18 protein-coding genes and 3 pseudogenes are annotated in these 24015 nt (G+C 52.4%); all 21 read left to right on the forward strand.

The window, feature by feature from the left end:
- The first annotated feature begins 11 nt into the window (after nt 1-11).
- The 21 genes and pseudogenes from D5E69_RS02585 (at nt 12) to ilvA (ending at nt 23970) form a co-directional block, all read left to right on the forward strand.
- Entirely contained in the window at nt 12-1118 is a 1107-nt protein-coding gene (locus D5E69_RS02585) for a Glu/Leu/Phe/Val dehydrogenase dimerization domain-containing protein (RefSeq protein ID WP_148797295.1), read from the forward strand.
- Nucleotides 1119-1509: 391 nt separating this feature from the next.
- Nucleotides 1510-2574 (forward strand): pyruvate dehydrogenase (acetyl-transferring) E1 component subunit alpha, encoded by a 1065-nt coding sequence (pdhA, locus tag D5E69_RS02590; RefSeq protein ID WP_159129151.1) that lies wholly within the window; start codon nt 1510-1512, stop codon nt 2572-2574.
- A pseudogene (locus tag D5E69_RS02595) lies at nt 2571-3565 on the forward strand (alpha-ketoacid dehydrogenase subunit beta). The gene pdhA and the pseudogene D5E69_RS02595 overlap by 4 nt, the downstream one beginning before the upstream one ends.
- Before the next feature lie 13 nt (nt 3566-3578).
- The gene (locus D5E69_RS02600; protein ID WP_048005719.1) at nt 3579-4703 is read left to right on the forward strand and encodes a dihydrolipoamide acetyltransferase family protein; all 1125 of its coding nucleotides are present in this window, start codon (nt 3579-3581) and stop codon (nt 4701-4703) included.
- A gap of 15 nt (nt 4704-4718) precedes the next feature.
- Nucleotides 4719-6122, forward strand: a complete 1404-nt coding sequence (locus D5E69_RS02605) for an FAD-dependent oxidoreductase (protein WP_213085574.1) — start codon at nt 4719-4721, stop codon at nt 6120-6122.
- Between the two features lie 111 nt (nt 6123-6233).
- Nucleotides 6234-7346 (forward strand): 4-hydroxyphenylpyruvate dioxygenase, encoded by a 1113-nt coding sequence (gene hppD, locus D5E69_RS02610; RefSeq protein ID WP_048005717.1) that lies wholly within the window; start codon nt 6234-6236, stop codon nt 7344-7346.
- A 240-nt stretch (nt 7347-7586) separates the two neighbouring features.
- A complete protein-coding gene (gene hisC / locus D5E69_RS02615; RefSeq protein ID WP_048005716.1) occupies nt 7587-8705 on the forward strand; it encodes a histidinol-phosphate transaminase in 1119 nt (372 codons plus the stop codon).
- Nucleotides 8689-9150 carry a flavin reductase family protein gene (locus tag D5E69_RS02620; protein ID WP_347566729.1) on the forward strand — a complete coding sequence of 154 codons (462 nt, stop codon included), beginning with the start codon at nt 8689-8691 and terminating at the stop codon, nt 9148-9150. Before hisC ends, D5E69_RS02620 begins: the two co-directional genes overlap by 17 nt.
- Nucleotides 9147-9299 (forward strand): hypothetical protein, encoded by a 153-nt coding sequence (locus D5E69_RS23955; protein WP_347566730.1) that lies wholly within the window; start codon nt 9147-9149, stop codon nt 9297-9299. Before D5E69_RS02620 ends, D5E69_RS23955 begins: the two co-directional genes overlap by 4 nt.
- A 7-nt stretch (nt 9300-9306) precedes the next feature.
- Nucleotides 9307-10283: pseudogene (locus D5E69_RS02625) on the forward strand (fumarylacetoacetate hydrolase family protein).
- Nucleotides 10222-11367, forward strand: a complete 1146-nt coding sequence (locus D5E69_RS02630) for a homogentisate 1,2-dioxygenase (protein ID WP_048012198.1) — start codon at nt 10222-10224, stop codon at nt 11365-11367. Before D5E69_RS02625 ends, D5E69_RS02630 begins: the two are co-directional and overlap by 62 nt.
- 622 nt (nt 11368-11989) lie before the next feature.
- Nucleotides 11990-12889 (forward strand): branched-chain-amino-acid transaminase, encoded by a 900-nt coding sequence (ilvE, locus tag D5E69_RS02635; protein WP_048005711.1) that lies wholly within the window; start codon nt 11990-11992, stop codon nt 12887-12889.
- Between the two features lie 15 nt (nt 12890-12904).
- Nucleotides 12905-14572, forward strand: a complete 1668-nt coding sequence (ilvD, locus tag D5E69_RS02640) for a dihydroxy-acid dehydratase (protein WP_048012199.1) — start codon at nt 12905-12907, stop codon at nt 14570-14572.
- 343 nt (nt 14573-14915) lie between these two features.
- Nucleotides 14916-16637 carry an acetolactate synthase large subunit gene (gene ilvB / locus D5E69_RS02645; protein ID WP_159129152.1) on the forward strand — a complete coding sequence of 574 codons (1722 nt, stop codon included), beginning with the start codon at nt 14916-14918 and terminating at the stop codon, nt 16635-16637.
- Entirely contained in the window at nt 16634-17155 is a 522-nt protein-coding gene (gene ilvN / locus D5E69_RS02650; RefSeq protein ID WP_048005708.1) for an acetolactate synthase small subunit, read from the forward strand. The genes ilvB and ilvN overlap by 4 nt, the downstream gene beginning before the upstream one ends.
- Before the next feature lie 28 nt (nt 17156-17183).
- A complete protein-coding gene (ilvC, locus tag D5E69_RS02655; RefSeq protein ID WP_048014912.1) occupies nt 17184-18218 on the forward strand; it encodes a ketol-acid reductoisomerase in 1035 nt (344 codons plus the stop codon).
- Nucleotides 18205-19758 (forward strand): 2-isopropylmalate synthase, encoded by a 1554-nt coding sequence (locus D5E69_RS02660; protein ID WP_159129153.1) that lies wholly within the window; start codon nt 18205-18207, stop codon nt 19756-19758. The genes ilvC and D5E69_RS02660 overlap by 14 nt, the downstream gene beginning before the upstream one ends.
- Before the next feature lie 45 nt (nt 19759-19803).
- Nucleotides 19804-20916 (forward strand): 3-isopropylmalate dehydrogenase, encoded by a 1113-nt coding sequence (gene leuB / locus D5E69_RS02665; protein WP_159129154.1) that lies wholly within the window; start codon nt 19804-19806, stop codon nt 20914-20916.
- Nucleotides 20917-20955: 39 nt separating this feature from the next.
- Entirely contained in the window at nt 20956-22371 is a 1416-nt protein-coding gene (gene leuC / locus D5E69_RS02670; protein ID WP_048005704.1) for a 3-isopropylmalate dehydratase large subunit, read from the forward strand.
- Between the two features lie 11 nt (nt 22372-22382).
- Nucleotides 22383-22988 (forward strand): 3-isopropylmalate dehydratase small subunit, encoded by a 606-nt coding sequence (gene leuD / locus D5E69_RS02675; protein WP_048012203.1) that lies wholly within the window; start codon nt 22383-22385, stop codon nt 22986-22988.
- Nucleotides 22989-23014: 26 nt separating this feature from the next.
- Nucleotides 23015-23970, forward strand: a pseudogene (ilvA, locus tag D5E69_RS02680) (threonine ammonia-lyase).
- Nucleotides 23971-24015: the final 45 nt, after the last annotated feature.

Raw genomic sequence — 24015 nt, forward strand, 5'->3', positions numbered from 1 at the left:
AGGTCAGGGGGATGGACATGTTCGATCAGATCAAGAATCATGAGCAGGTCCTGTTCTGCAACGATGAAGAGACCGGTTTGAAAGCAATCATCGCCATACATAATACCACTCTCGGACCTGCACTCGGCGGGTGCCGGATGATGCCGTATGCTTCGGTGGATGCGGCATTGAACGACGTACTCAGATTGTCTAGGGGCATGACATACAAATGCGCGGCAGCAGACGTGGACTTTGGCGGGGGTAAGGCGGTCATCATCGGTGACCCGACCAAAGATAAACATCCCGAGCTGTTCAGGGCATTCGGGCAATTCGTTGAATCACTTCAAGGAAGGTTCTACACAGGGACTGATATGGGCACGTCACCGGATGATTTTGTCCACGCCCTGAAGGAAACCAACTGCATCGTAGGGGTCGACGAAGTATATGGCGGAAGCGGTGACTCTTCGATTCCGACAGCCATGGGCGTCATATACGGACTTGAAGCTACAAACGAAACCATCTGGGGATCAAGGGATCTTCATGGGAAGCGCTATGCGATCCAGGGGCTTGGGAAAGTCGGTTTCAAAGTCGCCGAGCGTCTCCTCGAAGAAGGGGCCGATTTGATTGTGACCGATATCAGTCATTACTCTGTTGAAAAACTGCAGCTGAAAGCTAAAGCCCTCGGAACGGCAGTGAAGGCCGTCAGCGGAGACGAAATCTACTCAGTGGATGCCGATGTATTCATCCCTTGTGCCATAGGGGGGATCCTGAATGATGAGACCATCGGACGGTTAAAGGTGAAAGCCGTAGCCGGTTCTGCCAATAATCAGCTCCTCGAGCACAGACACGGGATGTCCCTTCACCAAAAAGGGATCCTGTATGCCCCTGACTATATCGTCAACGCAGGGGGGTTGATCCAGGTAGCCGATGAACTCTATGAACCTAACAAAGAACGCGTCCTCCAGAAAACGGGAGCCATCTATAACAGCCTCCTCAACATCTACACCCAATCAGAAAACGAACACATCACCACCGTCCAGGCAGCAGACCGCTTCTGCGAAAACCGCATCCAGACCAGAACCAAACGAAATAGCTTCTTCACCCACACCAAACGCCCAAAATGGAGCGTAAGGAAGTAAGAAAAGCGGAGGCGGCTTGCCCTGGGGCGACAAGCATAAGGCAGAATCGGCGGAAGGGCATGGTCTTGGCCCTTTTGACGATTATGACTTATGACCTCGAGCCCCAAGCCGCCGTAGCTAGACAGAAAGAAAAGCGGAGGCGGCTTGCCCTGGGGCGACAAGCATAAGGCAGAATCGGCGGAAGGGCATGGTCTTGGCCCTTTTGACGATTATGACTTATGACCTCGAGCCCCAAGCCGCCGCAGCTGGACAAAAAGAAAAGCGGAGGCGGCTCGCCGCCCTAAGCAAAAATGAATAATAAAAAGGAAACCTATCAACCTGACATCCTTGCAATCATCAATACACCCAAAATAAAACAATGGGGAACCATCCCCATGAGAGAGGTGAGGGAATGATCGAACAGTTTCCGATCGTTCAAGTGCTGAATCCGCATGGGGAGTTGAGCCCCGATAGAGAGAAAGAGGTGTCCGAAGGGGTGGCGAGGACGTTCCTGCGCCATCTCATCCGTATCCGGACGTTCGATCGCAAGGCAGTGAGTCTTCAACGGCAGGGGCGCATCGGGACCTATGCCCCTTTTGAGGGCCAGGAGGCGTCCCAGGTAGGGAGCGCCATGGCACTGCATGAAAAAGACTGGCTATTTCCAACGTACCGGGATCATGGGGCAACAATGACCTTTGGGCACCCGCTGCTTCAGATTCTGCTGTTTTGGAAAGGGCGGAACGAGGGTTGTGTCCCGCCTGAAGGAAAGAATATCTTTACCCCGGGCATTCCGATCGCGACCCAGCTCCCACATGCCGTGGGGGCGGCTTATGCCGAAAAGAGGAAAGGGTCGGAGGCTGCCGCCATCGCGTATTTCGGTGATGGAGCGACGTCCGAAGGAGATTTCCATGAGGGCCTTAACCTGGCGAGCGTATGGGGGGCCCCTGTTGTCTTCTTCAACCAGAACAACCGCTATGCGATTTCGGTGCCGATCCACAAGCAGATGAAGACGAAGACGATTGCCCAAAAGGCCCTTGCATATGACATCCCGAGCGTCAGGATCGACGGGAATGATGTGTTCGCCGTCTATTTTGAAACGAAGGAAGCATTGGAGCGGGCGAGGAGAGGGGAAGGACCTACGCTGATTGAAGCTGTGACGTGGAGATACGGTGCACATACGACGGCCGATGATCCAACGAAATACAGGGATCAGGGAGAGAGCGATGTGAAAAGAAGGGAAGATCCGATAGACAGGTTGCAGCGCTATATGGAGCAAAAAGGCTGGTGTGACGAAGAGTGGTTAGAGTCCATCAGGCTGGAGTGTGCCAAGGAGGTCGATGCGGCTGTCGCCGATCTGGAGCAGTATCCGAACCCGGACCCGTCCTTGATCTTTGATCATGTATTCGAAACACCGACTTGGAACGTCCTTCAGCAGAAAGAAAGACTGCTTTCACATCTGAAGGGGGGATCAAGATGAGCATCATGACAACAACCAAAACGATGACGATGGTCCAGGCGATTACCGACGGTCTTCGGGTCATGCTGAACGAACGGAGTGATACCCTGCTCCTTGGGGAGGATATCGGGACGAACGGAGGGGTGTTCCGTGCCACGGATGGCCTCCAGGCAGAATTCGGTGAAGATCGGGTGCTCGACACGCCGCTGAGTGAGGCCGGATTCATTGGTGCTGCGATAGGAATGGCGGTAAATGGATTCCGTCCTGTGGCAGAGGTCCAGTTCCTCGGATTCATCTATCCTGCTTATGAGCAGATCATGACCCACGCAAGCCGCCTGCGCTCAAGAACGCTCGGGCACTATACATGTCCCATGGTCATACGGGCCCCGTACGGAGCTGGTGTCCGGGCGCCTGAGATCCATTCCGATAGTACGGAGGCACTGTTCACTCATATGCCGGGCATCAAGGTCGTGTGCCCTTCTACTCCACGTGAGGCAAAGGGGTTGTTGATTGCGGCCATTGAAGACCCGGACCCCGTCTTATTCCTTGAGCCCATGCAGTGCTATCGGTCGACAAGGGAGGAAGTACCTGAGGGGAAGTATACAGTTGAAATCGGAAAAGGAAGGACCGTCCTTGAAGGAGACGATGTCACGGTCATTGCATGGGGAGCAATGGTGAAGGTGGCTGAGGAGGCGGCGGAGAAAGCAGGTGAAAAGGGGATATCATGCGAGGTACTCGATATGAGGACGTTGTCTCCCCTGGATAAGGATCTTATCACCGAATCTGTCCAGCGAACCGGTAGGACCGTCATTGTCCATGAAGCCCACGCCACGGGGGAGTGGGCAACGATATCCTTGCCATCATCAATGACTTTTCTTTCCTCTATCAGAAGGCTCCTGTCGAGAGGGTGACTGGATTCGACACCCCTGTCCCCTATTTTGGATATGAAGACTATTATCTTCCGGATACAGGCCGCGTCCTCGAAGCAATCGAGAGAGCGGCAGCATATTGAAAGGAGGGAGCCGATGGAGGTCAAGCTGCATGATATAGGGGAAGGAATGACCGAAGCGACGATCAACGCCTTTTTGGTGGGGGTCGGTGAACAGGTGCGTGCGGATCAGCCGCTGGTGGAAGTTCAGACGGATAAGATGACAGCGGAAATCCCGGCACCTGCCAATGGGATCATCAAAGGGTTCAGTGTGAAGGAAGGAGATACGATACGTGTCGGTGAGACGGTATTGATCATGGGTGCCGGCAAGGAGTCGGTAGCGCCCAAACGTACATCCTCGGCCACGGCACAATCGACCAGGATCTTGGCATCTCCATACACTAGAAAGTTGGCGAGGGATGCAGGAATCCCCCTTGAAAAGGTACGGGGATCCGGTCCAGCGGGAAGGATCTTGGATGAAGATATCCAGTCTCACCTCCTGGTGGAACCACTTCCTAAGGAAACGCCTGAGCGGACTGAGGCAGACAGCATCCCTTTCAGGGGAAGGCGGAAGCAGATTGCTTCAAAGATGGTCCGGTCAGTCAGGACCATCCCTCACTGTACCCATTTTGAAGAGATTGATGTCACGGAACTCCTCGCGTGGAAAAGGGATGTGACGGACGTTTCCATGGGTGCATTCTTCATCAAAGCGCTGTCTGTCTGCCTGAAAGAATTCCCGATTTTCAACGGACGGCTGGATGAAGAACAGGAGTGCGTCCACCTTCAGCATGCCCACCATATAGGAGTAGCGGTCGATACGGAGGAAGGGTTGATCGTACCGGTGATCCGTCATGTGGAAGAGAAGACGCTGAAGGGCATCCAGAAAGAACTCAAGGCACTGACAAACAAAGCGCTGGATCATACGCTTACCGCCAAGGAGGCAACAGGGGGGACATTCACGGTGAGCAATGTCGGTCCGCTTGGAGGTTCGATCGGTGCGACGCCGATCATCAATGAACCGGAAGTGGCCCTCGTATCCTTCCATAAAACGAAGAAGAGGCCAATGGTCAATGAGGCGGATGAAATCGTGATCCGGTCCATAATGAATGTATCCATGTCCTTTGATCACCGGGTGGCAGATGGCGGAACAGCCGTAAGATTCACCAATCGACTGCGGGATTTCATTGAAAAACCGGGTATCCTGCTGATGGAGATGATTTAGATGGTCGTGGGGGAAATGGTTGAAAAACGTGATCTGATGGTCATCGGTGGAGGACCTGGGGGCTATCATGCCGCGCTTCGTGCCGCCCAGCTGGGGCAACAGGTCACCTTGATCGAGCAGGGGGAGATCGGGGGAGCCTGCCTGAATGAAGGGTGCATCCCATCGAAGATCCTGACCCATTTTGCAAGCGAGTTCCGAAAGCAGGGGCATCTGCAGAAAATGGGCATGGTCATGGGGGAAACGTCCATCGATCTTGCCAGGCTGAAGTCCTATAGAGAAGAGAAGATCCAGGGCCTGCGGGCAGGGGTGGAAGGACTGCTTCGTTCAGGAGGAGTCGAGGTGATGAAAGGGGCCGCTTCATTTTTATCCGAGAACCGGATCGGGATTGAAAATGGTCATCAGTTCTCCCTTTTTGAATTCAAGCAGGCCATTGTCGCCATTGGTGGGAAGATGGAGTATCCGTCCCGTATCAGTATGAAATCCCCATTTGTCCTGACGGAGCGGGAGGCACTGACCATGACCGAGATACCGGAGGAATTGATTGTATCCGGTCATGACTATGTGGCCATTGAAATAGCTGCGGCATACGCGGCCCTTGGGAGCGCAGTCACCCTCCTGATGGAAGGGAGACTGCCATTTGATCAGGCCATTGAGCGTGAGATGAAGAGGCTTCTGAAAAAACAGAAGGTCTCTGTCACCACCGAAGTGACGATTCTGAGCGTTTCGGACGATGGAGGGGTGGAAGTGGATTATGAAAGTCCTACCGGGACCAGGCAGGTGAATGGGACTCATTTAGTCGTATGTGGGAAGTCGGGTGCAGACCTGACCTGTGCAGGACTGGACCGGCTACAGCTTGAGTGCGAGGAAGGTAAAATCAAGGTCGACGGGGAGGGACGCACGTCCATTCCCGGCGTGTGGGCCATAGGGGATGTGACCCCGGGACCGGGGCTTGCCATCAAAGCGATCAAGGAAGGAAAGGTGGCAGCGGAAGCCATTGCAGGGAAGACGGGGGAAATGGACCTGGAGTGGCTTCCTGCCATCGTCCATATGGATCCGCCGGTCGCCTGTGCGGGCTGGACTGAGGAAGAAGCGAAGGACCGTGGATATGACGTTGTCTGCAGTGAGTATCCTTTCAGAGCGAATGGCTTTGCAGCGCTGAAGGAAGAAACGGACGGCATGATTAAAATCGTATCGGAGAAAGGGACATCTCTGATCCTTGGCATCCATATGATCGGGCCGGGAGCTGTCGAACTGATTTCCACCGGAGTGCTCGGACTTGAAATGGCAGCAAGGGCGGAAGATTTCACCTTCCCGCTCTATCCGCATCCGAGCAGCAACGAAGCCCTGATGGAAGCCTTGGAGGAGCTCACCGGGCATGCTGTACATCTTCAGAGGAGGAAGAAGAAGGCAGTCCGATAAGTCAGTTGCTTTACTGCAGAAAAGCGTTCATGCTTCACATGCCGCTCTTGAGAAGAAAAGAAAAACAGCATACGATAATAATCAGAAAAATACGAAATCGGAGGGATCGTTATGGAAAAGATGGATAAGAAGTCAATGAAGACCGAAGAAATCTTCCCGGTAAGGGATGTCGATTATCTCGAATATTTCACAGGGAACGCCAAGCAGGCTGCCCATTTCTTTTGCACAGCGTTCGGATTCAAGACCGTCGCGTATTCCGGACTTGAAACAGGTAACCGTGATACCGTCTCCTATGTCCTTCAGCAGAATAAAGTTAGACTTGTTGTGACGGGGAGCCTTCACGAAGGAAGCCGTGTAGCGGAATTCGTCAGGAAGCATGGGGATGGGATCAAGGATATCGCCCTTATGGTGGATGATGTTGAAAAGGCTTTCAAAGGTGCGGTAGAGCGAGGGGCCATTGAAATCATGCCTCCAGAAACATTGGAAGATGCAGATGGGAAGCTGAAAAAAGCGGTGATTGGTACATACGGCGACACGATCCATACTTTGATTGAACGGAAGGATTATAACGGGATCTTCATGCCAGGGTATGAAAAAGCGGACTCTTCCAGAACAGAGCGTGATGCGGCCATCATCGCCGTCGACCACGTTGTCGGAAATGTCGAGCGCATGGAAGAGTGGGTGGAGTACTACGAGAAGGTGATGGGCTTCAAGGAGATGCGCCATTTCTCCGATGAGGATATCACGACAGAATACTCCGCCCTCATGTCCAAAGTGATGCACAACGGTGGCAGGATCAAGTTCCCGATCAACGAGCCTGCTGAAGGCAAGCGCAAATCCCAGATCCAGGAGTACCTTGAGTACTACGGCGGTCCAGGGGTACAGCATATCGCCGTTCTGACAGAGGACATCGTGAAGACCGTCGGCATCCTGAAGGAGAACGGTGTGGAATTCCTGAGCACCCCGGATTCCTATTACGATATGCTGTCTGAGCGTGTGGGAGAAATCGATGAGGAAATTTCTCAAATCAAGGCGTTGAACATTCTGGTGGATCGAGATGATGAAGGGTATCTCCTCCAGATCTTTACAAAGCCAATTGTTGATCGCCCGACTCTCTTCATTGAGGTCATCCAGCGCAAAGGGGCAAGGGGATTCGGAGAAGGGAACTTCAAAGCGTTGTTCGAATCGATAGAAAGAGAGCAGGAGCGACGCGGAAATCTTTAAATAATGAGTCCGACATTCAAATCGACGGTATCAGATAAAGAGAGATAAGATCCAAAAAAGAGATAGATATATAAAGGGAATCATGAGGGATCGAGAATAATAGGGGATCAACAAACAGAAAACGGGCTGGCCCATGAGCTTTTCGAAGAGATCCGGACACCTCCTGCATCCGTGCAGGAATCGGTCGGGATCCCGTTCTGAAACTCGGGGTCAGCCCTATTATAAGGAGGGGGCAGGCTGATGGTGCTGAAGTTCAAGACGAGGGAAGTCCTTACAAAAATTGATCCGTATGTTCTTGGGAAATCGACTGTCGAGTTACAAAAAGAGCATGGTCTCGGGTCTATTTGCAAGCTATCGGAAAATGAAAATATCCACGGCTGCTCCCCGGAGGTCGTCAGCTGGTTGAAGGAAGGCAATGGGGAACTCTTCCTTTACCCGGACGGGGCGGCCACTGAACTTCGCAGGGAAGTGTCTGAATTCCTTGGGGTGCGCGAAGGGAAGCTTGTATTCGGGAATGGGTCGGATGAAGTGATCAGGCTTCTCTCCAGGGCCTACATCAGTGAAGGAGACGAAGCCATCATGGCGGATGTCACCTTCCCCCGCTATCATACGAATGTCTTCCTCGAAGGCGGGAGATCGGTGAAGGTCCCCCTGGTGAACGGGGTCCATGACCTGGCCGGGATGAAAAGCGCCATTACGGATCGGACGAAGCTCATCTTCATCTGCAATCCGAATAACCCAACAGGTACCATCGTCGGGACTGAGGAACTCCTGTCCTTCATTTCAGCCGTCCCCCCACACGTCCTCCTGGTTTTGGACGAAGCGTACGTGGAATACGTGTCAGACAGGAATCACCTCGACACGCTCCCGCTTTTGGAGCGCTTCGATAACCTGGTGATCCTGAGGACTTTTTCAAAGATCTACGGCTTGGCGGGACTCAGGGTCGGATTCGGGGTCATGAATGAGGAAGTAGCCGGACAGCTCCTTAAAGTGAAGGATGTCTTCAATGTGAATGCGCTGGCCCAGGGAGCAGCCGTCACGGCCCTCCATGACCAGGAGTTCATCGGGAAGTGTGCTTCGTTGAATGAAGCGGGCCGTTCCTATCTCGAAGGGGAGTTTCATAGACTTGGGCTCGCGTACTTCCCTTCCCAGGCGAATTTTATCATGGTGGATACGGGGAAGGACGGGAATGTCATTGCAGGTGAATTGGCGAAGAGAGGATTCCTTGTCAGGTCCGGGGTCCTTCTGGGCTATCCCGAGACCATCCGCGTGACGATCGGAGCCGATCAGGACAATCGGGCTTTCGTCAAGGCCCTTGAATATGTGCTGGGGAGGAATGCAAGTGGATATCAAGCCTGATCAGCTCCCTTGGCAGGAAGCATATAAACTGGTCATCGGCTCCATCCTCCCGAGACCGATTGCATTTGTTTCCACCGTGGATGAGGCGGGCCATGCGAACCTTGCCCCGTTCAGCTTTTTTACGGCCATCAGCGCCGATCCCATGCTGGTATGTTTTTCGCCGATGCGAAGAGGTACGGACGGTGGGAAGAAGGATACGCTGTTGAATATTGAAGCGACGAAGGAATTTGTGATTAATATAGTCAGTGAAACGTTTGTAGAGCAAATGAACGACTGTTCGAAGGAATTTGCCCCGGAAGTGGATGAGTTCGAGGCAGTCGGCCTAGGTAAGAAGCCATCGGTTACCATCGCTCCCCGGCTGTTTCAGAAAGCCGGGTCCAGTTGGAATGCATCCTGCAGGACGTCCTGCATTTCGGCGATCATCCAGGGGCAGGGAGCCTGGTGATTGGAAAAGTGCTGTGCGTGCGAATGGATGATGAGCTGTATGACGCCGGAAGAATCGACTCATCCACGCTTGAGCCTGTCGGGAGGATGGCAGGCCAGATGTACACGAAGCCCCTCGCCGATACATTCGAATTGACCCGGAAGAGGTGAGAGAGAAATGAAGTTAGTGAGTTTTCTAGTGGGAGATGAGGTAAGGGCAGGCCTCGTAAGCGGAGACAGGGTGATTGATCTCCATCAGGCGAGCGGCGGCCGCTTACCGAAAGAGATGAAGCGACTGATCGAATTGGGGGATGAAGGCATATCGCTCATGCGCGAACTCTCTTCCCTTACCGGGGAATATGCCCTCGTGGATCTTCCCCTCGTGGCCCCCCTGCCTGATCCAGTGAGCATCCGCGACTTTTATGCGTTTGAGGATCATGTGAGGAACGCCCGGCAGAGAAGGGGCCTTTCGGTCGTACCGGAATGGTATGAGATGCCGGTCTTCTATTTCACCAATCATATGAGTGTGACCGGACCAGATGCGCCGATCACGGTTCCCGATGGGAGCGAATGTCTGGATTACGAGCTTGAAATTGCCTGCGTCATCGGGCGCAGAGGCAAAGACATCCAGGTTGAGCATGCAGAAGACCATATCTACGGCTATATGATCATGAACGACTGGAGTGCTAGGGACCTTCAGCGTGAAGAGATGAAGGTGGGCCTCGGGCCGGCGAAAGGGAAAGACTTTGCCACCACGTTCGGCCCGTATCTTGTGACGAGGGATGAGCTGGAATCCTACCGGGAAGGGGACCGTCTCGACCTGGAGATGACTGCCTCAGTGAACGGAGTCCCGTTGTCAAAGGGGAATTATAAAGATATCCATTATCCGTTTCCCGCCATGATTGCCAGGGCATCTGAAAATGTCATGCTCATACCGGGGAAGTGATCGGGTCGGGGACCGTCGGCACGGGCTGCCTGCTCGAGCTTGGTGAAGAAATCCACCCCTGGCTTGAACCCGGTGATATCGTGGAACTTGGCATCACAGGTCTCGGAATCTTAAAGAATACAATCAGTGCAAGGGAGGAGAGGGATCATGTTTTATCGCCGGATGGGGACGATCCCCCACAAGCGTCATACGATGTTCAAAAAAGATGATGGAAGTCTTTACCGGGAACAGGTGATGGGGACGAAGGGGTTCTCCGGGACCCAATCGATCCTTTATCACCACCATCTCCCGACTGCAGTCTCGGAAGCATCTTACGGAGGCAGCTACCTGCCTGAGTTCGAAGAGGAGGGGGCCCTTCGCCACCGCCACTTTTTCACGGAGTCAATCGAGAAGAAGGGAGATGCCCTGAACGCAAGGGAATACCTTCTTGGGAATAGCGACCTTCTCATCGGGACCGCAGCGGTTACTGATGCCATGAGTGACTTCTACCGTAACGGTGATGGAGATGAGATGCTGTTCATCCATTATGGAGCAGGGAAAGTGGAGACGATGTTCGGTACACTTTCTTACGGGAAAGGCGATTACATCATCATCCCGATCGGCACCATCCACCGGATCATACCCGAGGAAGAGACGAAGATCCTCGTGGTCGAATCGTTCAGTCAGATCACCACTCCGCGCAGGTATCGGAATGAATATGGCCAACTCCTCGAACACAGTCCATTCTGTGAACGGGATCTATCTGGACCGGAAGTACTTGAATCCCGGGATGAAAAAGGAGAATACCGCGTCCTGACGAAATCCCGCGGATCGATCCATGTTCATGTCCTGGATCATCATCCCCTTGATGTCGTAGGATGGGACGGCTATCTCTATCCTTGGAAGTTCAACATTGAAGACTTCGAGCCGATCACGGGCAGGGTCCATCAGCCCCCGCCTGTGCATCAGACCTTCGAGGGGCATAACTTCGTCGTCTGCTCCTTCGTTCCGAGGCTTTATGATTACCACCCGGAAGCCATACCGGCTCCTTATAACCACAGCAATGTCAACAGCGACGAACTCCTTTACTATGTAGAGGGGAATTTCATGAGCCGCAAGGGCATCAAGAGGGGATCGATCACCCTCCATCCAAGCGGGATTCCCCACGGGCCGCATCCGGGAACGACTGAAGCGAGCATCGGGAAAAAAGAAACACTGGAACTCGCCGTCATGATCGATACGTTCCGCCCCCTCAAAATCGTGAAGAAGGCAAAGGATGTCGAAGATCCAGCATATATGTATACATGGGTATAAAAGAAAACCGGTTCCGAACAGGAACCGGTTTTTTATTTTATAGAGATTTTAAACTGATTCAAGAGGATCGATCACCCCTTGATTCAGGTAAACGTAAATAAATGGGTGGTTCTTGTGCAACAAGTCACAAATAGGAGTGTTCCCATTCAGTTTCTCCCGGAAAATAAAAAGAGTAGCGTTTCTTCTATTAGAGTACTAAAGTGGATTGATTCTCATTTGAAGGGATTTGTTGAGAATGGGAAGAGGGGGAGGAGTGTGATGAATGATGTCTAAGGATGTCATGAGCCCTGTAAACTCAACGTCTTCGGGAAAAAACTATCAAAGTTTTTTTAAGAACAAAAATTTATTTTTTTTGAGGTTCTATAAACCTGATAAGGACAAAGATGAAAGCGTTACCATATAATCTGACAAATCTAAATTGTCTAATAATTTACCGAAATAGTGTTGACCTTCCATTAAAACGGGAGTAACATTGTCCTCAATAAAATTTTTAATCGCATCAGAAAAGGTCAGTGGCGGTCTTCGCACCCATTTTTACAAGGGGCCTGGACGTAAATAGATGTGTTAGAAAATTAATATTCCGAATAATCAAATAAATCAAATCGTGAAAGGAATGATGAACATGAGCGAGCAGTGGATTTACTTAGACGGTCAGTACGTAAAAAAGGAAGATGCAAAAGTATCTGTTTATGACCATGGTTTTCTTTATGGAGATGGAGTGTTCGAAGGCATTCGAATGTATGACGGCAATGTCTTCCGTCTCGAAGAACATGTTGATCGCCTTTACGATTCAGCAAAATCCATCATGCTGAACATCGAAGTGTCGAAAGAAGAGATGAGCGATATCATCGTTGAAACATTGAAAATGAATAAACTTGAAAATGCATATATCAGGGTAGTCATCTCCCGCGGAGTAGGGAATCTCGGATTGGATCCGTTCACCTGCAGCCATCCGCAGATCATCGTCATTGCTGAACAACTCGCGCTTTTCCCGAAAGCACTGTATGACACGGGGATCGAGATCGTCACAGTAGCAAGCAGACGGAACCGTGCAGACGTTTTATCGCCGAAGGTCAAGTCGCTGAACTACCTGAACAACATCCTCGTAAAGATCGAAGCGAACCTTGCCGGTGTAAGTGAAGCGCTGATGCTGAACGATCAAGGGTATGTAGCGGAAGGATCCGCCGATAACATCTTCATCGTGAAGAAAGGAAGGATCCTGACTCCACCAGGTTATGTAGGGGCATTAGAAGGCATCACCCGCAACGCCATCATCGAAATCGCCCAGAAATCAGGTTACGAAATGAAAGAAGAAGTCTTTACACGCCACGATGTATATACGGCGGATGAAGTCTTCCTCACGGGTACTGCAGCAGAAGTCATCGCCGTCGTCAAAGTCGATGGACGTGTGATCGGAGACGGTAAACCGGGTGAATGTACAAATAAATTATTGCAACAGTTCAGGGACACTGTCACGCAGGATGGAAGAAAAGTTTACAAACAAAATGCTCAAGTCGGGTAAGTTGGAGGTGCTGATGTGCGTAGTGACATGATCAAAAAAGGAATTGACCGCGCTCCCCATCGCAGCCTGCTTTATGCGACGGGAGTCAAATTGGAAGACATGGAGAAGCCTTTCATCGGGGTATGCAACTCCTATATCGATATCATACCGGGACATATGCATCTCAATCACTTCGCTGCCGTCGTGAAAGAAGCGATCAGGGAAGCAGGAGGCATCCCGTTCGAGTTCAATACGATCGGCGTGGATGACGGGATTGCAATGGGACATATCGGGATGCGTTATTCCCTTCCGAGCCGGGAGCTCATCGCCGATTCAGCCGAAACGGTCATCAACGCCCACTGGTTTGATGGAGTGTTTTACATTCCGAACTGTGACAAGATCACGCCGGGTATGCTGATGGCATCCGTTCGCACCAACGTTCCTTCCGTCTTCGTATCGGGAGGGCCGATGGAGGCCGGTGTATCAAGCGAAGGAAAACCCCTTTCCCTTGTCTCCGTCTTCGAAGGGGTCGGTGCCCATCAATCGGGGAGGATGACAGCGGAACAGCTTCTGGACATCGAGCAAAATGCGTGTCCGACATGCGGATCCTGTTCAGGGATGTTCACCGCCAATTCCATGAACTCCCTCATGGAGATGCTCGGGATGGCCCCTCCTGGTAACGGGACGATCGTGGCAACATCGGAGGAGCGTCACCAGCTCATCAAGGACGCTGCCAAGCACCTTGTGGAAATGGTGAAGAAGGACATCAAGCCGAGGGATATCATCACGAAAGACACCATCGATGATGCCTTTGCCCTCGATATGGCCATGGGAGGCTCGACCAACACGGTCCTCCATACCCTTGCCATCGCCAATGAGGCGGAAATCGATTACGATATCAACCGCATCAATACCGTAGCGGAAAGGGTGCCGTATCTGTCCAAGATCAGCCCAGCTTCCGATTATTCCATGCAGGACGTCCACAATGCCGGCGGAGTGAGTGCCATCATCAAGGAACTGTGCGAGATGGGGGCGGTCCACAGCGACCGGATCACCGTTACAGGGAAGTCACTCTATGAAAATGTGAAAGATGCTGAAATCGTGAATGATGAAGTCATCAGGAGGAAGGATAACGCCTACAGTCCTGTAGGAGGATTGTCTGTCCTGTTCGGGAACATCGCTCCGAACGGTGGTGTCATCAAGGTGGGGGCAGTCGATCCTTCCATCAAGACATTCATGGGTGAGGCCATCGTCTATGAATCACAGGATGAGGCCCTTGCAGGAATCGAAAGTGGTGAAGTGAAGGAAGGTCATGTAGTGGTCATTCGCTACGAAGGACCGAAAGGCGGCCCGGGGATGCCGGAAATGCTCGCTCCGACAGCGGCAATCGCCGGCAGGGGGCTTGAGAAGAAAGTGGCCCTCATCACAGACGGACGCTTCTCTGGCGCATCGCGTGGTATCTCCATCGGTCACGTGTCACCGGAAGCAGCGGAAGGTGGCCCGATTGGGGTCGTGGAGAATGGAGATCCGATCTTCATCGATCTCACCAACCGCACCATCTCCCTCATGGTTTCAGAGGAAGAGCTCACCTTCAGGCAGCAAGAGTGGGTCCAGCCCGCTCCTAAAATACGAAAAGGTTATCTCGCACGATATGCAAAGCTTGTCACATCGGCAAGCACGGGTGGAATCCTGAAAACAGAATAAAGCAAAATCGGTGAAGAGGCAAAAGGATTGGGTTTTGTATTCACAGAGAGCTGGTGGTGCTGCGAACCAGTAATACAACCAATACCGACATCCCCTCTGAGTATCGTTCTGAAAAGTGATTAGGAACGATCGAGTAGACTCTACTCGTTACAAAAACGAAGGCTGAAATTCTTCAGCCTGCTGAGGGAGATGAACGTCGTCTCTGAACTAGGGTGGTACCGTGGAAAGGAAGCAAACCTTTTCGCCCCTGCGAAAGATAAACTCTGTCTGTCGTAGTGGGTGAAAAGGTTTTTTTGTGTGATAGATTCATAGAAATCATGGAATGAAAGGGAGGAGATAGGCAATGAGAGCCAAAGTAGAGGTGGATCTGGCTTCACAGTCACTGGCAGAAAACATCAACGGTGCTGATATGCTCATGAAGGCGTTAAAGGAGGAAAAAGTTGAGATTCTGTTCGGGTACCCGGGAGGAGCGGTCCTGCCGATATACGATGCTCTTTACAAAGCCCCCATCAAGCATGTCCTGGCGCGCCACGAGCAAGGAGCCATTCATGCTGCTGAAGGGTACGCCAGGGTATCGGGAAGACCGGGTGTCGTCATTGCGACCTCGGGACCCGGGGCGACAAACCTTGTGACGGGGATCGCCGATGCCATGATGGATTCCCTGCCCTTGGTGATCTTCACCGGACAGGTCGCATCGAATGTCATCGGGACGGATGCTTTCCAGGAGGCGGATGTGGTCGGAATCACCATGCCGATCACCAAGCACAATTATCAGGTGAGGGACCTTGCCGATCTTCCGCGCATAGTCAAAGAAGCATTCCACATTGCTTCCACAGGCAGGCCTGGTCCGGTCCTGGTCGACATTCCGAAGGACCTTACCGTTCAAATTGCCAGTCCGGCTGAGGATCAGGAGATGGATCTTCCAGGCTATCAACCGAATCTTCATCCGAACCCATTGCAAATCAAGAAATTGATCGAAGCCGTAAAGCATTCACAGAGACCTGTGATCCTGGCCGGTGCCGGCATCCTTCACGCAAGGGCCTCTGAAGAGCTGAAGGAATTCGCTGAACATTATGATCTTCCCGTGGTCCACACGCTGCTGGGTCTCGGCGGATTTCCGGCCGATCATCCCCTTTTCCTTGGAATGGCGGGAATGCACGGTTGCTACACAAGCAATATGGCCCTTCATGAATGCGACCTACTCATCAATATCGGTGCCCGATTCGATGACAGGTTGACGGGGAATCTGGCCACCTTCGCCCCGAATGCGAAAGTAGTCCATATCGACGTCGACCCGGCGGAAATCGGCAAGAATGTCGAGACGCACATCCCGATCGTTTCTGATGCGAAGCATGCCCTGGTCAAAATCCTTGAGCATGAAGAGAGCAAATGCTACTTCGAAGAATGGCATAGCCGATTGAAGGCCAATAAACAGGAATATCCGTTCTGGTACAACCGGGCCGAGGAGATCATTTCTCCTCAGAGGCTCATTGAACAGGTATACGAATTGACCAACGGAGAAGCCGTCGTCACCACCGATGTCGGCCAGCACCAGATGTGGGCGGCACAATATTACTCTTTCAAAAACCCGAATAACTGGGTCACATCGGGCGGACTCGGCACGATGGGATTCGGTTTCCCGGCGGCAATCGGGGCGCAGCTTGCAGACAGGGATAGGAAAGTCGTGGCGTTCGTAGGGGATGGAGGCTTCCAGATGACCTTGCAGGAACTAATCCTATTAAAAGAGCTCGATCTCCCTGTAAAGGTGGTCATCCTGAATAACGGGACCCTCGGAATGGTGAGGCAGTGGCAGGAAACGTTCTACGAAGAACGATATTCCCAATCGGTCTTCTCCCTGCAGCCTGATTTTGTGAAACTGGCTGAGTCTTACGGCATCAAAGGTTATCAGGTGAAGACGCAGGAAGAAGTGGAATCGGTCCTCAGGGAAGCGTTGACGAGTGACGAGCCGGCCTTGATCGACTGTTGGGTCAACCCGAAGGAAAACGTCTATCCGATGGTTGCTCCCGGCAAGGGATTACACGAAATGATAGGAGTGAAACCATGAAGCGGATCGTAACGGCCATCGTCCATAATCGGAGCGGGGTATTGAACAGGGTGACCGGGCTGTTCACCAAAAGACAGTTCAATATCGAGAGCATCTCGGTCGGCTATACAGAAGTGGAAGGAGTCTCCAGGATGACCTTCGTCGTGAACGTGGAAGATGACCGCAAGATCGAGCAGCTCCTGAAACAGCTCCACAAGCAGATCGATGTCCTGAAGGTATCGGACATTACAGACCAGGGAGTGGTGGCGAGGGAACTTGCCCTCATCAAGGTTCTCAGCACAGGTCAAACACGATCTGAAATTAACGGAATTGTCGAACCATTCCGCGCAGCCATCATCGACGTCGCAAGGGATAGCGTGACGGTCCAGGTGACTGGGGAAACGTCGAAGATCGAAGCCATCATCGACCTCCTGAGACCATACGGAATCAAAGAAATCGCAAGGACTGGAATCACCGCTTTTGCACGGGGCAACAGCAAAAGCGTCACAGATATGAAGCAGTATACAATCGTCAACTAACCTATTAAAAATCGAGAGGATGAGAGAAATGGTAAAAGTATATTATAACGGTGACGTAAACGAAGAGGTTTTGAAAGGCAAGAAAGTGGCAGTGGTCGGATATGGATCTCAAGGTCATGCACACGCACTAAACCTGAAGGAAAGCGGATTTGATGTCGTAGTCGGTCTTCGTAAAGGCAAGTCATGGGATCAAGCGGTAGCAGATGGATTCGACGTATACTCCGTACGAGAAGCGAGCGAACAAGCGGACGTCATCATGGTCCTTCTCCCGGATGAGTATCAGCCAAAGGTGTATGAAGCCGAAATCAAACCGGCCCTTTCAGCGGGTAAAGCCCTCGCTTTCGCTCACGGATTCAACATCCATTTCTCTCAAGTCGTCCCTCCGGAAGATGTGGATGTATTCCTTGTAGCCCCTAAAGGCCCAGGTCATCTTGTGCGACGCACATTCGAAGAAGGCGCAGGTGTACCGGCACTGTTCGGCGTGTACCAGGATGTGACGGGAAATGCTCGAGACGTAGCCCTTGCGTACGCAAAAGGAGTGGGAGCAGGACGTGCAGGAATCCTTGAGACATCCTTCCAGGAAGAAACGGAAACCGATCTATTCGGTGAACAGGCTGTCCTGTGCGGAGGGCTGACATCCCTTGTGAAAGCAGGGTTTGAGACATTGGTGGAAGCAGGTTATCAAAAAGAAGTTGCCTACTTTGAGTGTCTCCACGAGCTGAAGCTGATCGTCGATCTTATGTATGAGCAAGGTCTCGAAGGGATGCGCTTCTCCATCTCCGATACAGCCCAGTGGGGTGACTTCGTTTCCGGCCCGCGTGTCGTGAATGAGGAAACGAAGGCGCGGATGAAGGAGGTACTCACCGACATCCAGACAGGTAAATTTGCAAAGGGCTGGATCCTTGAGAACCAGGCAAACCGCCCAGAGTTCAACGCCATCAACAAGCGTGAAAGTGAGCATCCGATCGAAGTGGTCGGTAAGGAATTGAGGGCCATGATGCCATTCGTACAGCAGAAATCCTCCAAAAAAGAGAAGGAAGTGGTCTCCAGTGCGAACCATTGATATTTTCGATACCACGCTTCGCGACGGTGAACAATCGGCGGGTGTGAACCTCAATACGCTTGAAAAGATCGAAGTGGCAAAGCAGCTGGAACGCTTGGGAGTCGACATCATAGAGGCCGGCTTCCCTGCTGCCTCCAAGGGTGACTTCGACGCAGTGAAACGGATCGGCGAAACGATCAAGAACAGCTCGGTGACCGGTCTTGCCAGAGCCCAGCAGCGTGATATCGATGCTGTGTGGGGGGCGCTGAAGAATACAGCGGAGCCGAGGCTCCATGTATTCCTTGCCACATCGCCGATCCACATGACCCATAAGCTCAAGATGTCGCCGGACCAAGTGGTTGAAACAGCGGTCCAGGCCGTGAAATATGCGAAACAGTTCTTCCCGGTCGTCCAGTGGTCGGCAGAGGATGCATGCCGTACCGATCTTGATTTCCTTGTCAGGATCATGAAGGAAGTCATCGATGCAGGGGCCTCGGTCATCAACCTTCCCGATACGGTCGGTTATATCACGCCTCAGAAGTACGGAGAGATCTTCAAATATGTCAGGGAGAATGTTCCGAATATCGACGGGATCAAGCTCTCCGCCCACTGCCATAACGACTTGGGGATGGCGACGGCCAATTCTCTCGCAGCAATTGAAAACGGAGCCGATCAAATCGAAGGGACGATCAACGGAATCGGGGAGCGGGCAGGAAATGCAGCTCTTGAAGAAATTGCCGTCGCCCTTCGGATCCGTGAAGATTTCTACGGAGCAGGGACGCGTATGAAGCTTGATGAAATCAAGAAGACGAGTGCCCTTGTCAGCAAGCTTACGGGAATGAGGGTACCGGCAAATAAAGCTGTCGTCGGGGATAATGCCTTCGCCCATGAGTCTGGGATCCATCAGGACGGCATGCTGAAAGAAAAGACCACCTACGAAATCATCACACCGGAATTGATCGGGAACAGCTCGACCCGCCTCGTCCTCGGAAAGCACTCCGGACGTCATGCCTTCAAGAATAAGGCATCAGAGCTCGGATTCGAGCTGACGGATGAAAAGTTGAACGAAGCATTTGACGCGTTCAAAGAGCTCGCAGATAAGAAAAAGGAGATCGTGGATGATGATCTGTTCAGCATCCTGACGAATAAGCAAACGGAAATGGTGGAAGGAGTCGGATTCAGTCTTGAACGGATGCAAGTCCAATATGGGATGGATAATATTCCGACTGCGACGATCGAGCTGAAGCTTGAAGACGGAAGCGTCACCCAGCTTGCATCGACAGGTTCTGGTAGCGTGGAAGCCATCTATAACACGATCGAACGCATCCTTCCGGGGACATCCAAGCTGCTTGACTACCGGATCAACTCCGTCGGCGGCGGACGGGATGCACTCGCCGAAGTCTATGTCCATCTGGAATATGAAGGTGCAAAGACAAGCGGAAGGGGAACGGCTCAGGATGTACTCGAGGCTTCGGCCCGTGCCTACCTCAATGCCGTGAACCGACTGGCCCAGAGGAAAGCATCAACTGATGTAAAAGAAGCGGTGGAAGTAAGTTCGTAACATCATTACAGGGGTGGCGACGCCCCTTCAGGGAGGGACATTCTCATGAAAAAGAAAATTGCTGTATTACCTGGAGATGGAATCGGGCCGGAAGTGATGGATGGGGCCCTGAAGGTTCTGAAAGCCGTGGGTGATTGGTTCAACCATGAGTTTGAAGTGGAGAAAGAATACATCGGAGGAGCGGCCGTCGATCAGTTCGGCAGTCCGCTCCCGGCGGAAACGATCGAGCTATGCAAGAAGAGTGATGCCATTCTCCTTGGTGCCGTAGGAGGACCGCAGTGGGAGAACCTTCCTAAAGAACTGAGGCCGGAAAAAGGTCTTCTCGGGATCCGGAAGGAATTTGAATTGTTTGCGAACCTCCGGCCGGTCAAGGCATTTGATAGCTTGATCTCAGCATCCCCCCTGAAAAAGGAAATCGTGGAAGATGTCGATATGATCATCGTTCGGGAACTGACGGGGGGACTGTACTTCGGGCAGCCATCCGGAAGGCAGGGAGCGGAGGATGAAGTGGCCGTCGACACCCTGGTCTATGAAAAGTCAGAGATCGAACGGATCGTCCATAAAGCTTTCCGTCTTGCTCAGAAGAGGAAGAAGCGCCTCACATCCGTCGACAAGGCCAATGTGTTGGAAACGAGCAGGATGTGGCGTGAAATCGTCAACGAGGCAGCAAAAGAGTACCCGGATGTGGAAGTGGAGCACATGCTTGTGGATGTGGCTGCGATGAAGCTCATGTATCAGCCTGGTCAATTCGATGTCATGGTAACGGAGAATATGTTCGGGGACATACTCAGTGATGAAGCCTCCATGATCACCGGATCACTGGGCATGCTGCCGTCAGCCAGTCTGAGGGAGGACGCATTCGGACTCTATGAACCGGTCCATGGATCGGCACCGGATATCGCAGGGAAAGGAAAAGCCAATCCTCTCGCCATGATTTTGTCAGTGGCCATGATGCTGAGGCATTCATTCGGTATGCAGGAAGAGGCGGAAATGATCGAAATGGCCGTGCAGGAAGTGTTGAATGCAGGCTTCCGGACAGGTGACCTTTGGAGCGGTGGAAGGGGCACTGCAGTCGGGACTGAGGCCATGAGCGATCTCGTCGTAGAGAGATTGGAAGCAGATCATGCACTATCTTCGATTCTATCCGCTTATCTATAAAAGGCTTTAAAATGCGACAGAAGAATAAGGAGGGAGCTCATGACGGGCAAAAACATTATTGAAAAGATTTGGGAAAGGCATGTTGTACAAAGGGAAGAAGGAAAGCCGGACCTCCTGTATATCGATCTGCATCTGGTGCATGAAGTCACCTCCCCCCAGGCATTCGAAGGTCTGCGCATGAAGGGGCGGCAGGTGCGCCGTCCGGATCTGACCTACGCGACGATGGATCATAATGTCCCGACAAAGGAGCGGCATATCATCCGCGACGAAATCGCACGACTCCAGATGGACACCCTGAAGAAGAATTGCCGGGAATTCGGTGTCACATTAGCGGATATCCATCACCCTGATCAAGGGATCGTCCACGTCATCGGTCCGGAGCTCGGACTCACACAGCCAGGGAAGACGATTGTCTGCGGGGATAGCCATACATCCACGCATGGGGCATTCGGTGCCCTGGCGTTCGGGATCGGGACGAGTGAGGTGGAGCACGTATTGGCAACCCAGACCCTTTGGCAATCGAAGCCGAAGACCCTTCAGGTGAACGTATCCGGAAAGCTTGGATTTGGCGTTACGGCAAAAGATGTGATCCTGAACATCATTTCCACTCACGGCGTCGGATTCGGTACCGGTCACGTCATCGAGTTCACGGGCGACGTCATCCGGAACCTTTCCATGGAAGAGCGGATGACCGTCTGTAATATGAGTATCGAAGCAGGTGCAAAAGCAGGGCTCATCAGTCCGGATGAGACGACGATCGCCTATCTTGAAGGACGTCCGAACCTTCCGAAGAATCGCTCATTCCAGGAGCTGAAAGAGGATTGGTTGTCCCTGCAGAGTGATGCCGATGCTGAGTATGATCAACGGATCGAGGTGAAGGGAGAGGACATCGAGCCCCACGTCACTTGGGGGACGAACCCAGGGATGGGTGCGCCCATCACGGCGAGGATCCCGGATCCACAGTCGTATGAAGACGCGTCGGACCGTGAGGGGATCGAGCGTGCCCTTCATTATATGGGTCTAGAGCCCGAACAGTCCATTGAAGACATCACCATCGACTATGTTTTCATCGGCTCCTGTACCAACTCGCGTTTGAGCGATTTACGAGCAGCAGCAGAAGTGGTACAGGGCCATAAGGTCAAGGAAGGGGTTACGGCCCTTGTCGTTCCAGGCTCGTTCAGCGTCAAGCAACAGGCCGAGGAAGCAGGTCTCCATACCATCTTCCAGGAAGCCGGTTTTGAATGGAGAGAGGCAGGATGCAGCATGTGCCTCGCCATGAATGATGACATCGTGCCACCGGGTAAGCGATGTGCATCGACGTCCAACCGTAATTTCGAAGGCAGGCAGGGTAACGGATCGCGTACCCATCTCCTCAGTCCTTCCATGGCAGCGGCCGCTGCCGTGACGGGTAAGCTGACGGACGTCCGGAAATTAGAAAGAATTTCAGTATCATAGGAGGTGACATCATGGCAATCAATCATGTAAAAGAGACCGTATTCCCGTTGCACCGGGATCACGTCGATACAGATCAGATCATCCCGAAACAGTTCTTGAAGCGGATCGAACGCAAGGGCTTCGGCCAGTTCCTATTCTATCATTGGCGATTTGAAGACGATGGGAAGACATTGAGGGAAGGGTTTCTCCTTGACACCCCCGCCTACAAAGATGCCGGGATATTGATCGGTGGGAAGAATTTCGGATGTGGTTCATCGAGGGAGCATGCCCCCTGGGCGCTTCAGGATTTTGGATTCAAAGTGGTCATTGCGAAGAGTTTTGCGGATATCTTCCATAACAATTGCCTGAAAAACGGGATCCTCCCGATCCGGCTTGACGATCAAATCGTTGACCAACTTTGGGCGAACGAGCGGAAGGCTTCGCGGTATGGAATCGAGATTTCACTGGAGGATCAGACGATCAAGGATTCCGAAGGCCTGCAGGTGTCATTCTCCATCGATCCCTATTGGAAGAATATGCTCATCAAAGGGCTGGACGAAATCGGATTGACCCTTGAATACGGTGAGAGTATCGATGCCTACGAAAAAAAATATGAGGTGAGTAGCTTGGGAATTTAATGGATCACACTGACGTTGTAGAAGCAATGGAACGAATCGGCCATCAAGTGCACCGGACCCCTTTGAAGCAGTCGGCCACCTTGAATGCCTACACGGGCGGCGACATTTATATGAAGATGGAAAACCTTCAGCGTACGGGCTCTTTCAAAGTCCGGGGTGCCATGAACAAAATCATGTCCCTCCCGGAAGTGGAAGCGGAAAACGGCATCATTGCCGCATCAGCAGGCAACCATGCACAGGGTGTGGCCCTGGCAGCGGCCATGAGGAACGTCCCTTCGAAAATCTTCATGCCCAAACGCACTCCTTCCACGAAAGTCGCGGCTACCAGACATTACGGTGCCGGGGTGGTCCTTGGTGGCGATACGTACAACGAAGCCTTCCAGTCGGCCCTCGAAGATCAACAGCAGCGGGGCTCCACTTTCGTCCATGCATTCGATGATCCGAAGGTAATGGCAGGACAGGGGACGGTAGCGCTTGAAATGCTTCAACAACTGAGTGACTTGGAAGTCATCCTCGTTCCGGTCGGAGGGGTGGCCTCCTTGCTGGTATGGCCTCTGCCGTCAAAGCTTTTCACCCGAAGGTCCGAATCATCGGCGTTCAGGCACTGGGGGCACCTGCCACCTACAACTTCTTCACGGGAAGAGGGAAAGGTCCCCTAGAGCATGTCCATACGATTGCAGATGGTCTCCTTGTGAAAAAGCCCGGAGAACTGACCTTCCCCATCATCAAGCAATACGTAGATGATATGGTGACGGTAACCGATGAGGAAATTTCCTGTGCCATCATGTTCATGCTTGAACGGGAAAAAACCTTGGTGGAAGGGGCGGGCGCCGCTTCCCTTGCGGCGGTTATCTGTAAAAAGGTGAGCGTTCAAGGGAAAAAGGTAGGCTGTGTCATCAGCGGAGGCAATATCGATCCAGGAAAGATCTCGGTTTTCCGTGATCTGTCGAAGTCTGCCCGGCAGCTTCATCATATCTTGTAATCTTAGGAAAGGACGGCTCTTTGCGTGAAGGGCGGTCCTCTCTTT

Origin of the sequence: Rossellomorea marisflavi (assembly GCF_009806575.1) — a bacterium.
Taxonomy (GTDB): domain Bacteria; phylum Bacillota; class Bacilli; order Bacillales; family Bacillaceae_B; genus Rossellomorea; species Rossellomorea marisflavi_A.

Bases quoted from the DNA above. Each gene is read 5' to 3' on its own strand.
- D5E69_RS02600 (WP_048005719.1), top strand. From the start codon at position 3,579: ATGGAGGTCAAGCTGCATGATATAGGGGAAGGAATGACCGAAGCGACG.
- D5E69_RS02630 (WP_048012198.1), top strand. From the start codon at position 10,222: ATGTTTTATCGCCGGATGGGGACGATCCCCCACAAGCGTCATACGATG.
- D5E69_RS02605 (WP_213085574.1), top strand. From the start codon at position 4,719: ATGGTTGAAAAACGTGATCTGATGGTCATCGGTGGAGGACCTGGGGGC.
- pdhA (WP_159129151.1), top strand. From the start codon at position 1,510: ATGATCGAACAGTTTCCGATCGTTCAAGTGCTGAATCCGCATGGGGAG.
- D5E69_RS02585 (WP_148797295.1), top strand. From the start codon at position 12: ATGGACATGTTCGATCAGATCAAGAATCATGAGCAGGTCCTGTTCTGC.
- ilvC (WP_048014912.1), top strand. From the start codon at position 17,184: ATGGTAAAAGTATATTATAACGGTGACGTAAACGAAGAGGTTTTGAAA.
- leuB (WP_159129154.1), top strand. From the start codon at position 19,804: ATGAAAAAGAAAATTGCTGTATTACCTGGAGATGGAATCGGGCCGGAA.
- ilvB (WP_159129152.1), top strand. From the start codon at position 14,916: ATGAGAGCCAAAGTAGAGGTGGATCTGGCTTCACAGTCACTGGCAGAA.
- leuD (WP_048012203.1), top strand. From the start codon at position 22,383: ATGGCAATCAATCATGTAAAAGAGACCGTATTCCCGTTGCACCGGGAT.
- ilvE (WP_048005711.1), top strand. From the start codon at position 11,990: ATGAGCGAGCAGTGGATTTACTTAGACGGTCAGTACGTAAAAAAGGAA.
- ilvN (WP_048005708.1), top strand. From the start codon at position 16,634: ATGAAGCGGATCGTAACGGCCATCGTCCATAATCGGAGCGGGGTATTG.
- leuC (WP_048005704.1), top strand. From the start codon at position 20,956: ATGACGGGCAAAAACATTATTGAAAAGATTTGGGAAAGGCATGTTGTA.
- hisC (WP_048005716.1), top strand. From the start codon at position 7,587: ATGGTGCTGAAGTTCAAGACGAGGGAAGTCCTTACAAAAATTGATCCG.
- hppD (WP_048005717.1), top strand. From the start codon at position 6,234: ATGGAAAAGATGGATAAGAAGTCAATGAAGACCGAAGAAATCTTCCCG.